Source organism: Desulfobacula toluolica Tol2 (assembly GCF_000307105.1).
In the GTDB taxonomy this organism is placed as follows: Bacteria; Desulfobacterota; Desulfobacteria; order Desulfobacterales; family Desulfobacteraceae; genus Desulfobacula; species Desulfobacula toluolica.
The window spans coordinates 3,049,392-3,062,013 of sequence record NC_018645.1; the positions used below are offsets into that span (position 1 = coordinate 3,049,392).

Below are 12,622 nucleotides of genomic sequence, written 5' to 3' on the forward strand. Positions count from 1 at the left end.
GTCACCGCACGCCGATCAATCAAACTGCGTTTGCTTGATCGGCGCACGGTGCCGGTCAGCACCGCGTTAATTTTTTAAAATTTATATCAAAAATATGAAACGAATTCTTCTACTGAAGCCACCTTCTCCAACATTAGTTAATGGAAAAATATCAAAACTACCTCTTGAATTAATGTCTTTGGCAAGTGCTTTGAGTTCCAAGCCATTTTATAATCTATTGGTAGAGAAATACGGAAGCATAGATAAAAAAGCAAGTGAATATCAAATTGTGATTGAAGATTTGTCGTCCTTAAAATCACTTAGTCAAAAGAATATTAGTAGTTTGGAGTGCTTTGATCTTGTAGGAATTACGTCAACCACCTCACAAATAAACCAGGCTGTGAATATCTGTTCGATTCTGAAAGAAAAAAATCCGAATGCAAAATTTGTAATTGGCGGACCGCACGCTTCTCTGGCAAAAGAACAATTACTGGTGTACAATCTATTTGATGTAATTAATGTTGGAGAAGGTATTGAAAGTTTCCCACTAATTGCGAGTGACATTCTAAATGATGCTCCTTTTTATCGTGCTGAGAATATCATTTATGATGGGCATAGAAACTATAAGGACACTTCGAAATCATTAGTTTCCATAAATAATTATCCTCTCTCTTCGAATTCCATAACATTGCTTGATTTGAGTCTCTATGACACATCAGGATTTATAGCGCATGACGGTATAATCAAAACCCCTATTGCGTTAATTCAGACAAGCATAGGGTGCAATCATAACTGTTCCTTTTGTTCAATACCCCAAATATATAACTATAGAAAATTTGTTTGTCTTGAACGAATATGCGAAGAATTTATTCAATATTTTAAAAATGGGATAAGGTTATTTCATATAGTCGATGATACATTTAGCGATCCTTTTGGAAGACCATTAGAATTATCAACGCTCTTAAATAATACATTCAGGCAAGGGATGATAGAGTGGGTTTTTAATATTAGAGCAGACGATTTGGTAAACAGATATCTTGATAATCTTAGTGGAAATAATTTTAAAAATTTAGTTTGGTACTTCAATCAACTTTCTAAAAGTGGATGTCGAGGTATCAGTATTGGAGTTGAAACTGGGGATTCATCACTTTTAAAAAGGATAAATAAAAGAACAAGTCTATCTTGTGTCTCTTTATTGACTGATGCAGCAAAAGAAGCCGGATTGGGAGTTAAATGGTATTTGATGGTAGGTCTTCCTGGTCAAAATTGGAATTCCATATTTAAAACAGCAGATTTTATAACTAAAAACGTACCAACCGGGATGGCTGTTAGCTTTTTCATCCCTCATATTGGGACAGAATTCTTTAGCGATAAAAGAATTAAGTTTGAGTCAAACAATTTTAATGATTTTCTTTCATGTCCTGAGCCCAAAGATAGATACCAGAAAACATTGAAATCAATTATTAGCACTGATGTGATGAACAATGAAGAAATTACAAAAGCAAGAAATTTTTTAATTGATACTTTTTTAGAAAACAAAGGCAAAAAACAAGGAGTTGAAAAATGTGGCCTATGATTAATAACATTGGTGGAGTCGTTGTTTTAATTATTGTCGTTTTGGCATCAGTAAGGACCATTTTTGATGTGGCAGATGGATTCGGTTTTCTACCAACAAGGTTGAAGAATCTACTGAAAGTAAAAAGAATTAGAGAAGTTAATGAAATACTTCAAGAAGTTGGCTTGCTTTCAAAATATGATCAGATTTCTTCTTTTTCAGATAGATTGTTTCACGGAGAGCGACATTTAATAAACAATGAAGAAGCATATAAGGCTATAGATTTTTTTATTATCGAGTCGATCGAGAAAGGCGACTATCAGATCGATAGCAATACAGTTCAAAGAGTTGAATACTTTATAAATTTAAGGAAAACTTATTACAATAATGAAGAAAACCTAATTAAAATAGCGAAAGCATTTGCTTCGTATATTTATTATGAATCAAAAAAAGAGAATATTTATTACGATTACATAGCAACACCCTCTACTTCTGCCCTTGTTCTAAATTTTGTAGTATCTAAAATTTTAGGAAAACCTCTATTAGTTTTTGACATCAATACTGGCACAAAAAATAACAATCTTGATTGGTTTTTAGTTGGGCAAAACACATCAACTAATTTAAGCAACACCAAAGCTATCATTGTTGACGAATCTTTTGTAAACGGTGGCGAACTGAGTGATGTCTATGATTTTTTGACGAAACATAGTATAAAATCAGGGCATCTATTTGCAATATTCCGCAGATCTGAGGGGAATACTAAAAATTATCCCAACTTGTATAAAAATGTAAAATATCATGTGATGAGAGAACTTGGAAACGATGAATTGGCTAATGCGGGGAAAAAACCATGGTGATTCTAAAAAAACAATTCTATCTCCAATTTTTCAGGTGAGTCCAATGTACGAAAAAATTATAAAATTTATTAAGCCTTTTTATAAAAAAAACACTTTATCTCATGATTATTCCCATGCCATAAGTGTTTATGAGAATGTTAAACGAATATGTAAAAAAGAATCTCTTGAGGGTGAAGTAGCAAAAATTTCGGCCCTGTTTCATGACATAATCCAGTTAAAAGATAAGTCTGGAGAGGATGTTGTAGCATCTGCGGCTATCGCTAAAGATTTCTTGATCAGACAAGGAGTCGATAAAGAAACATATGACCAGGTGCATACTTCAATTATTGAATCATCGTGGGACTTTTTCGATAAATCTAAAAAATTATCATCTATGCAATCTTACCTGTTAAGGGATGCTGATTTTCTAGAATCAATTGGTACCCATGGGTTAGTAAGAGTTTTTTCATATTCAGGTGAAAATAGAATTGTTTTCGGGTTTCCCCCTTTTATTGAGAAAGAAAACACGGCGTATAATCATATCAATAATAAATTACTTAAAATGAAAGATTATTTTCATTTTAAGACTGCCCTTGCGGAGGCTGAACGTAGACATAAATACATGCGACAATTTTTAGACCAATATAGTAAAGAAACCAAATGGTAACATTTTTCCATTCAAACAAGCCAAATGAACCGGATAAACCGGTTATTTGGAAACGAACCGCGCGGTCAGAACAAAAGTTATGTGCAATTGGAAGGTGCCTGAAGTAAAAAGATAAGAAAAACTCCGTTCAGTAACGAACAGTGGCATAACTTTATTTCTATGGCAACACCTAAAATCTATAAAAAATGAATTTTAAGCGCACTGATCCATAAAAACAGATATTTTTAAAAAAACAAGTAATATCCAGATCGTATTCCGGCTATGTGCGAAGCTCTTGAAAACTAAAAATAACACCTCCGTTTTTTATAAGCTCATTCATAAAAATGACGCCGGGTAGTTTTTCCATTGCCTGCCGTACTTTTTGCATTGAAGGATGGATGTAAATTTCGGTGCTTCTCGTTGTTGAATGTCCCATTAAGCTTTTAATCACAAGCATATCCACTTCTTGATCATTGAGATGGGAGGCAAAGGAATGGCGCAGAGTATGACAAGACACATTGAACCGGGTTTGCAGGCCTGATTTTAAAACGATCTTTTTGAAGTTGTCCTCCATGGTACGAATGGCCAGACGGTTTCCTTTTTTTGAGATAAACAGGGCATTTCGATACTCATTTTTATAAAAAAAGGTTCTTACGGCGAGATATTCCGACAGGATCTGGAACAATTCATCGCTCAAGTGAAGCGTGCGGATTCTTTTTCCTTTTCCAGTCACGGTGATTTCTTTGGTTTTTAAATCAATATTGGTGAGGTCCAGGCCGAAGACTTCTCCGATCCTGAGACCGCATAAATACATCAGGGCATATATGGCATAATCCCGGACACCAAGGCATGTACTTCGGTCGATGGTATCTAAAAATTGTTTGATCTGTTTGGCGGTCAAAGCATCCGGACGGTTTCGATATCCCTGTCGGACTTTTAGAATATTCTTAAAAGGCAAATCTTCAGATTCATCCACCTCCTGGAGTCTTAAATAATGAGAATAACTTCGCAGGGTAAACAATTTTCGGTTCAGAGACCCGCCGCAGTTTTTACGCTTAACCTTTAAATATTGCTGGAAGTCCATCACCACAGGACCGGTGATTGTTTCATGCTGGTGTTCATCCATGAAAGCTTTAAAAAGCTTAAGGTCACAACGATTACTTTTAATAGTCTGTTCACTGATGTCATACACGGTTGATCGATAATTCATATACGATTCAATATGGCTAAAAAAATTAGTTGTGTTTACTCCCATGACATCCTCCCATTAATAACCAGCTGATTTAAGGCTTCCTGTTTAAAACTGTCATCCACCTTGATGTAAATTGCGGTTTCAGCCGTATTGGAATGTCCCATCATCGCCTGGATGGCATGAAGCGGTACCCTGGCGTGATACATTTCAGTGGCAAAGGAGTGCCTGAGTACATGGGGAGTAATTCTTTCTGTGATACCGGCTTTTTTGCAATACTGCCTCAATTTTCTTTGAACCCGATCGGTTGAGATGGCCGTACCACTTTCAACCGGGAACATGGGATCTTTTTTAAATTTTAATGTCTTTGGGTGGGACAGATATGCCAAAAGATTGTCATATAATTTATCCACCACAAATAAAGCCCGCTGTTTTTTGTTTTTCCCTTTTACCCGCAAAAGCCCGATTTTAGGACCATGCCCGGGTTCAAAAGATCCAATGACAAGCCGGGTAAGCTCACTGACCCTTAAACCAAGCGCCCACAAAAAAGATAGGATAAGGTGATTTCGATTCTCCATCCAGGTGGACCGGTCGATACTGTTTAATAATTTAAAAACAATGGCTTTTGATACCGGCATAACTGTGCTGGGGCCGTTTTTCTTTAACTTGGGCAATGCTTGGGCCGGACTTTTTGCCATGATATCCAGTTTAACCAACATGGTATAAAATGTTTTTAAGGCGGATCGATGATGTTCCATCCGGCTGTAACTGAAACCTTCTTGTTTTAAATGTGCTATCCACTGACAAATGTGCGTCCCCTGGGCCTGGGTGACAGGGATGTTGTTCTGCTCTTTTAAATACCGGGCAAACTTGCCCATACAGGAAGCATAATTTTCAACGGTTTGATTGGCGTATCCACAGACATCAGACAACTGTGTTCTGTATTCATCCAACAGAGCAATCATGGACTCACCTCCGCGTTTAACCCCATATAAGGGTGGACCTGCATATATACCGCATATTGATCCGGATTAAGGTGAGTATATTTCCGGGTGCTGTTGCTTCGCACATGCCCCAGGACATGCCTGGTTATTTCTGGATCGGACACCTTGTTCAAATGGGTCGCAGCCGTATGACGAAAAAGATGGGCATGAAAATACTTATCAATATCAAGCGAATCTGCCGCCTTTTGGAAGATATCACGCAAGGTTCGTGGAGAAAGCCGTTTGTTCCTTTTAGATAAAAACAAGGGCCCTTGTTCTTCATTAAGAAAAGAAAAATACTGGTCCAGAATATGGCATAAAACCTTCGGCATGATCAGCGGTCTTTGTTTTCCCCCCTTTTCTGTGATTTGCAAAAGCCCGGTTTCAATGTCCACGTCTTCTATGTTCAGACAAAGAACAGAGGATAGTCTCAGACCAAGGAGCCCAAGCATCATAATCATGACAAGGTTTCTGTACCCTGCAGTATCGGATGCCAGGCGATAAAAAAAAGTCAAAAGGGTATTGAACTCTTCGATGGTCAAAAAATGCGGGATTGTCTTTTCAATCTTGGGATAGGGAAAGTCTGAGGCAATATTGATTTTTATCCATCCGTTCATTTTTAAAAAATGGTAAAATTGCCTCAAGCTCCAGATGCGGGCTTTTCTGACATGAATTGAAGGACTCTGATATTGGGTAATAAATTCTTTTAAATGCTTGTACGAGATAGCCTGGAGTGAGTCTACCGGCACTTTGTCAAGGAACCGGGCAAACTCATTTAGTCTTACCCTTAATGATTGAATGGATCTGGTTGCAAAATTTGACACTTTACAATAATCGAGAAAATGGTCTATCTTGATTTCCAGCATAGAGGATCTCCTTTCTTTTTGGGAGAAAAGTTAAAAATATCTGTTTGGGAGGTTCTCTATGCTTCTACTACAATTTTTACACCTTACAAATTCCTTTTTTTTTCTAACCGCGGGGTTTGGGGGTTAAAAAGGATAGTTATGAGTCAAACTGAAGTGTTAGCAATATGGGGAGCAGTTACCGGGACAATTGGTACCGTTGCTGGTTTGCTTGGGCTTTGGCTAAGATTTAGACAGCACGGTTTAGATAAGACCAAACTCCTCTGCGAGTCGTCTTTTGGTTTTAACTCGCCAAATCAACCTTTGCACAAGTTGACTATCCGATCCATTGGTAGAAGGCCTGTTACAATTGACAATATCAGATACTTCATTACACCAAGAGATTGGAAGCAAAGACTTACCAAGCCTTGGCAGCATAAAAATGGGCGTTGGCTTTGGCATCAAGAACCGAAGCAAAAAGCAAAGCTTGGCGAAGGTGAAAAAACGGAAATTAGTATTTCACTTCCAGATGGAATAGCCATCACAGAAATATATAAAGTTGAAGTAATAGATCAGGCGGGCAAAGCGTGGCCTGTTAACTGGCAGGGCAGCTCAAGGCTACAAAAGCTGGCAACTCAGGATACATTGGACGAGCTTACCAAAGAAAATGACAAGCGACTAGTTAGTGCTACAGGCTACCGCTTAGGTGAAAAGTTTTTCTTGGAGACCAAATTCAATACAAAACCAGGTCGCACAGGCATTCCTTGCGGGAGAGGCTTTTGGTTTCTTGATGCACAGAAGTACCAAGAGAAGCTAAAGAGCATAAAAGATGTTCAGTTTGATAAGTTCTTAACTGGTGAAATTGAAGAGCTAACGTAGCAATTTAACGAATAATTGTTGCACTGGACCCGCAAGCAGTGTGGGCCAGTGAACGCCACGTTCAATACTTGGATTAATATAATAAAATGAAAAAAAAAGAACTCCAAGAATATCTTAATCATTATATTCATTCTGATGAACCAGCACATTTTCATCCTCATGAAACTGAAAACATTTTAGTGTCTGATATACCAGACGATATTGAAATTGAAATTTGTGAACTTGATGCAAAAGGCATTCGTCACATCGAGCTTGAGGGTACGTTCAAAAAACAAAACGGTAAATTGCATCTCAATATGACGCATGACTGGTATCGCAAGTGGTGGACCGCTCCATTAGGTATGGCACACCATATGGACCTTATAAAACGCCTCGTTGAGTTTAGACAAAAAGAAGAAAAAAATATCGAAGATATTGAATTCGATGATGAAGGTGATTGGTGTCATTTATATTATTCGATTGTCATTCCTAAAGAAATCAAAACTCTATATCAAGCATATGATTTCGGTGTCGATTTTTCAATTTGGAAAGATAGGATACTTCATAGTGTCCAGAATAGAATTGGGTCGATTGTAAATGAAATTGCGAATGAATACTCATCGTTTAAATCGCTCGAATTTCCAGAGCTAATCGAACGGGTGGGGAATGAAACGAATCCCAATATTAAGGGTAGGTTGCTTGAAGAACTGATGTGCAAATTTTTCAGCTTTGTCAAAGGATTTGAAGTTATCGAAAGATTGAAAACAGAGACTGAGGAAATTGATCTGGTGATTTTGAACAAATCAACAACCCCTATATGGCAAAAAGAATCATCGCTTATTTTGGTCGAATGTAAAAACTGGTCAGGGAAATGCGGTAAAAATGAGCTGGTTGTTTTTAGAGAAAAAATTTCCAATCGTAAGGGGCGAGCAAAAATTGGTTTTTTTATTTCTTGGAATGGGTTTGCTGAAACTCGATGATCCAGTTTTTAAAAATTGACATAGAATTGCAATGTCAGTTATTATCTCCATATTAACGACAAGCCTTATATTTGAGAGATGGTGATGGTTCATGTCTCCCCCATGGCCTTAGATTCATATGTTTGGTTGAATCGTTTGATTTGACAAAATGCTCTTTTAAAAATACCGAGATTTTTTTAAAGTAAGATTCTGGGTTGTCGCTATATATAATTTCTTCAACAAAGGATAAGATGCTGTCAATCTTGATGATTTCACATAGGCTGCCAACAGTCTTTGCGGGCAGTTTGTTGTTTATTGAGGCCATCTGGTCAGGATGAAGCAGGAGACAGTGATCAACCAGCAGGCTCAAGGTCAAACTTCTGTAAGACCCATCTTCACCCGGTTGTTTGGTCAGTTTTCCCCATCCTTCATTCGCCTTATGGTCTTGAATAAAAACCTCTACTAACCATCGGAGAGTATAGACTTCTGTTATATCAATATTTTGCCATGTTAAATCCGTAGCAACAAGATATCGATATTCCTTTTCTCCTTTATATTTCAACGCAATAACAAATCTTCTTTTGTCGTGGGCACAGACATACATTCTGGCACAGCTAATATACACTTTAACCTCCTTACCACCGCGTACACATAATGTTTGTTCAACCGGCTGACAATGTTCAAAATATTCTTTCACTGATTTTTTTTTATTTTTGATCAAGATGTTTTGATTGTTTCTTAATTGGCTGACTATTTGAGATGTCCCTGTAATTTCTGATGCCTTGTCCATAAAAATGGCATTGCCATATAGGGCATCAGCAACAACTGCTTCTATCTTTATAGCCGGATGTTTTTTTACAAATGTCTCCAGCAGTTCATTGGCAATCATCGTAATGGTAGGGTATGCTTCGGATCTTGCAGGTTCTTTGGGACGTTCTGATTTTGGGACTCCAGCTTTTTTTAGCCTTTTATCCTCTTTGGACCACTTACTTATCTCAGGATCAGGAATATGAAAAGCGTAGCCTATTGGAACCGTTATTTTGGGGGTTATCAAAGTCAAAAACACCAGACCTTGGCCCATGCAAAATCCACCTGTCGATTTGTCTTTTATTTTATGGACACCAAAGATTTTAGTCGTACATTTGCTGCGTTTTTTGTCTGAATCATCAATACTTATAACCCCTTTCGTAATGCCATAAGTTTGAAAAACAATACTGAGGCTGAAATGGAATAGATGTTCCCAAGCAATTTTAGAATTCCGAAACATCCAGGAAAGAGCATTCTTTTTATACTGTCCCACACTAATACGAGAGAAGGCCGACCAATTAATGCTGTTTGTCAAAATTATTCCGGTAATGCAGAAGCCCAGCCAAAGCTTTTGAGTTCTACTTAACGACATTCCAGGAGAATGTTGGATTAATGCAGCATTTAATAAATCGGTATAATTCTCAACAAATGGCAACATCTTTTTTATTAACATTTCCGCCTCATCATACATAATCAGTGAAGCGGTTGCATATATCAAATCATCTCTTGTGTTTAAATGATTTTTATTTTATTTTGTCCATTGAGGCTGGCCATCCGATGGGTGAGATACTTCCTGTAAGGTTGTATTATAACATCGACTTGACCAGCCTTTTCATTTTTAATCTGGATTTACCATTCCAAATAAAAAAACTGGATCATCGAGTGAAACATTTACAAAAGAAGATCTAAGAAGTTCTCAAGGTGATATTTTAATTATTCCAGTTGCAGGGGAAGATGTTGTTAATGCGCTTTCAAATTCAATAGACGAACATCTCGAAAAGTGGTGGTTGAATGCTACTTCAACATAAATCATTGATAAGTACTTTGAAACGAAGGATCAAAACCTTTTGGAAAACATCAATCATTTTAAAATATGAAAAAGAGAAAGCTTTTTAATACCAGTGAGTATAAAACAGTTTCGGAACTCAGAGAGGCTCTTGAAGGAACTGATTATTATATACATCCTGAAATGCAAATCAAAAATGTGATTGAATTAGAAATAAACGAAAAAATATCTAAAAAAGATAGACGTGCATTTAACAATGCTACCTTCGATTTTGTTGTGTATAATAATAACTCTATTCCAGAATTTGTCATAGAATTCGATGGCCCCTGTCATTCAGAGCCTAAAAAACGACAAGCCGACTATAGAAAAAATATATGGTGCTCTCTCGCAGATTTGCCAATACTTCGAATAGATGATTCTTTTATCGCTAAATATGAAAAAACTACCTTTTTAAAGTTTATTGTAGACCGTTTCGTTTCTTGGCGTACTAAAAGTGAAACTATTATTAGAGAAATAGAAGAGCGAGTATCATTTGCAGAGTCAATATCTGATGTCGATTACGGTGATCCATGGAATGATCCATCAGTAGTTTTCGATCTAACGCATCGTTTTCCAGCATCAGTTGAAATCGCCACAAGGCTATTTGAAAATCATAAAATAGTTTCAAATTATCTTGATGATAAAACATATCATTCAGCAACTAATAATTATCCCTGGGTCGAGTTCCGACGGGATAGGATGGGCGGAGGGCCTATTGGTGATTATGCCAGAAGGGTTGAACGGACTTACAAACTTGAAAGAATTTATAAGAAATCTAATGGGAAAATTGGGGTCGAGAAAATTCATGAATTGACTACTGTAGTTGATTACAAATGGGGGGCACCTACATGTGGTCGCTATGACATTAACCGCAACTTAGAAATCCCAACTGTAATTTTCCAGGGTATTCCAGGGACCAGTGTGTCTGAGCTATCAGACCACTTTTGTGACTATCTCGCGCTTGATAAGTTAGAAAAGGTGACAAAAAAGTGTCTGGCAACGATTAAAGATTAATCCAACTTTCCAAATGAACCGGGCGAGCCGGTTATTTGGGGTGTTCCAGGCGGCTGCGCCGCCTGGAACGCGGTGCTGACTTCGTCCAGCCCCTGGCCCCGGCGCCTTGCGCCGGAACCAGGGGCTGGACCGGTCACCGCACGCCGATCAATCAAACTGCGTTTGCTTGATCGGCGCACGGTGCCGGTCAGCACCGCGTTAAATTGTTAGAATTTTCTTGACAAATTTCAATTCAGCTCATAAATTACACCCAGTAAGTCCAATTTATTAGACATATTGGGTGAAATATTATGAAGAATTTAATTCAACTTCCAGCAGAATTTGATTACAATTTATTGCTTCATGTTTTAAGAGATTATAAAAAGCCAAGAGATAAAATAAGAGGTCTGATCAAGAATAAGGATATCTTAAGGGTCAAAAAAGGCCTCTATGTGTTGGGCAAGGATTATAAGAAGCCTTACAATAAGTATATCCTGGCGAATCAGATCTATGGGCCTTCCTATATCACAGGTCAAACCGCTTTGGCATTCTGGAACATGATACCGGAACGTGTTGAACTCATTATCAGCATGACAACTAAAAGAAAAAAGCTGTTTGAAACACCGGTTGGTAGATTTTCTTATTTATATTGCCACAAAAAAGTTTTCAACATTGGGATTAATCTTGAACATGCTGGTGATCAAAAGAAAATTCTAATTGCCTCCCCTGAGAAGGCGTTGAGCGATATCATTGCAACCCAGACTCATATTTCATCGGAAAAGGAAATGAAGGAATTTCTTGAATTAATGAGATTGGATTATGATGATATCAAAAAATTTGATTCATCTTTATTAGAAGAAATCAAGGCCAGATATAAAAGGCAAAGTATGAAACTGCTGCTCAATTGCTTAAAGGAATATTATGTTTGATGAAAAAATTGAACAAATGTTAGGCAGGTATGAATTACTTACGGTTCATGATCACGAGAATGCTCTCAAAGAGATCATACAAGAAATCGTGTTGCTTGGTTTATGGCGGTCAAAATTTTATGAAAAGGCTGTTTTTTATGGTGGAAGCGCATTACGAATTCTGCATAAGCTGGACCGTTTCTCTGAGGATCTGGATTTTTCACTAATTCAGCCTGAAAATACTTTTGATATTAAAAAATACTTTGGTGCAGTAAAATCAGAATTGGAATTATGGGGTTTTGAGGTTTCCACAGAAGAAAAGACCAAGAAGAATGAAAGCTCTATTGACTCAGCTTTCATTAAAGCAAATACATTGATGCATTTATTAAAAATTGATTCAAATCTAAAGACCCACAAAAATGCTGTGATGAAGATAAAATTGGAAATTGATCAGGAACCAGCTATCGGATTTACAAGTGATCTTAAATATCATCTCCACCCCATTCCGTTTACCATTAAAACCATGACATTGCCGAGTTTGTTTGCAGGCAAAATGCATGCCTTGTTATGCCGTACTGTAAGGACCAACATTAAAGGCCGAGACTGGTATGATTTAATCTGGTTTGTGAAGAATAATATTCCATGTGAGTTATATTATCTTAAGAATAAAATGGTACAAACAGGCCATTTTGATTTGTCAGAGGTGTTAGATAAAGAAAAAATTGTTGAATTGTTATCTGAAAAAATTAAGGCGATTGATTTTTCTCTGGCAAAAAAAGATGTTGAACCATTTTTGAAAAATTCAAGGCAAAAGGATGAATTGAATCTTTGGTCTGATGCATTTTTTAACGATTATTTGATTCAGGAAATTGGTGTCCAGACAAGTCATTAATTAAAAGTCGACTATATTTTCAACAAAAAAATACTGCGAATGAACCGCAGATTTTGGTGTTCCAGGCGGCTGCGCCGCCTGGAACGCGGTGCTGACTTCGTCCAGCCCCTGGCCCCGGCGCCTTGCGCCG

At 37.4% G+C, this 12,622-nt stretch carries 12 protein-coding genes; 8 read left to right on the forward strand and 4 right to left on the reverse strand.

Going from position 1 to position 12,622, the window contains the following annotated elements:
• Positions 1-94 precede the first annotated feature (94 nt).
• Genes TOL2_RS13895 through TOL2_RS13905 form a run of 3 tightly spaced genes read left to right on the forward strand, consistent with a single transcriptional unit; the run spans position 95 to position 3,037 of the window.
• Complete coding sequence (locus TOL2_RS13895; RefSeq protein ID WP_014958057.1) at positions 95-1,555, forward strand: B12-binding domain-containing radical SAM protein; 1,461 nt, start codon at positions 95-97, stop codon at positions 1,553-1,555.
• The gene (locus TOL2_RS13900) at positions 1,543-2,391 is read left to right on the forward strand and encodes a hypothetical protein (RefSeq protein ID WP_051012390.1); all 849 of its coding nucleotides are present in this window, start codon (positions 1,543-1,545) and stop codon (positions 2,389-2,391) included. Before TOL2_RS13895 ends, TOL2_RS13900 begins: the two co-directional genes overlap by 13 nt.
• Before the next feature lie 43 nt (positions 2,392-2,434).
• A complete protein-coding gene (locus TOL2_RS13905; protein ID WP_014958059.1) occupies positions 2,435-3,037 on the forward strand; it encodes an HD domain-containing protein in 603 nt (200 codons plus the stop codon).
• Between the two features lie 259 nt (positions 3,038-3,296).
• On the opposite strand, the gene TOL2_RS13910 is transcribed toward TOL2_RS13905, so the two are convergent.
• Genes TOL2_RS13910 through TOL2_RS13920 form a run of 3 tightly spaced genes read right to left on the reverse strand, consistent with a single transcriptional unit; the run spans position 3,297 to position 6,054 of the window.
• Positions 3,297-4,271: a tyrosine-type recombinase/integrase gene (locus TOL2_RS13910; RefSeq protein ID WP_014958052.1), complete on the reverse strand. Its 975-nt coding sequence runs from the start codon at positions 4,269-4,271 to the stop codon at positions 3,297-3,299.
• Positions 4,262-5,170 (reverse strand): tyrosine-type recombinase/integrase, encoded by a 909-nt coding sequence (locus tag TOL2_RS13915; RefSeq protein ID WP_014958053.1) that lies wholly within the window; start codon positions 5,168-5,170, stop codon positions 4,262-4,264. The genes TOL2_RS13910 and TOL2_RS13915 overlap by 10 nt, the downstream gene beginning before the upstream one ends.
• A complete protein-coding gene (locus tag TOL2_RS13920) occupies positions 5,167-6,054 on the reverse strand; it encodes a tyrosine-type recombinase/integrase (RefSeq protein ID WP_014958054.1) in 888 nt (295 codons plus the stop codon). Before TOL2_RS13920 ends, TOL2_RS13915 begins: the two co-directional genes overlap by 4 nt.
• An 18-nt stretch (positions 6,055-6,072) precedes the next feature.
• On the opposite strand from TOL2_RS13920, the gene TOL2_RS13925 reads away from it, so the two are divergent.
• Together TOL2_RS13925 and TOL2_RS13930 are read left to right on the forward strand one after the other, a co-directional pair.
• On the forward strand, positions 6,073-6,909 hold the full coding sequence (locus TOL2_RS13925; protein ID WP_014958060.1) for a hypothetical protein: 837 nt from the start codon (positions 6,073-6,075) through the stop codon (positions 6,907-6,909).
• An 86-nt stretch (positions 6,910-6,995) separates the two neighbouring features.
• Positions 6,996-7,868, forward strand: coding sequence for a restriction endonuclease (locus TOL2_RS13930; protein ID WP_014958061.1), 873 nt, complete (start codon positions 6,996-6,998; stop codon positions 7,866-7,868).
• A 52-nt stretch (positions 7,869-7,920) separates the two neighbouring features.
• Here the strand turns inward: TOL2_RS13930 and TOL2_RS13935 are convergent, their stop codons facing one another.
• The gene (locus TOL2_RS13935) at positions 7,921-9,372 is read right to left on the reverse strand and encodes a transposase (protein ID WP_148278077.1); all 1,452 of its coding nucleotides are present in this window, start codon (positions 9,370-9,372) and stop codon (positions 7,921-7,923) included.
• A 375-nt stretch (positions 9,373-9,747) separates the two neighbouring features.
• On the opposite strand from TOL2_RS13935, the gene TOL2_RS13940 reads away from it, so the two are divergent.
• The 3 genes from TOL2_RS13940 (at position 9,748) to TOL2_RS13955 (ending at position 12,492) form a co-directional block, all read left to right on the forward strand.
• Positions 9,748-10,713, forward strand: coding sequence for a DUF2726 domain-containing protein (locus tag TOL2_RS13940; protein WP_014958062.1), 966 nt, complete (start codon positions 9,748-9,750; stop codon positions 10,711-10,713).
• A 290-nt stretch (positions 10,714-11,003) separates the two neighbouring features.
• The gene (locus TOL2_RS13950; protein ID WP_014958063.1) at positions 11,004-11,621 is read left to right on the forward strand and encodes a type IV toxin-antitoxin system AbiEi family antitoxin domain-containing protein; all 618 of its coding nucleotides are present in this window, start codon (positions 11,004-11,006) and stop codon (positions 11,619-11,621) included.
• Positions 11,614-12,492: a nucleotidyl transferase AbiEii/AbiGii toxin family protein gene (locus TOL2_RS13955; RefSeq protein ID WP_014958064.1), complete on the forward strand. Its 879-nt coding sequence runs from the start codon at positions 11,614-11,616 to the stop codon at positions 12,490-12,492. Before TOL2_RS13950 ends, TOL2_RS13955 begins: the two co-directional genes overlap by 8 nt.
• Positions 12,493-12,622: the final 130 nt, after the last annotated feature.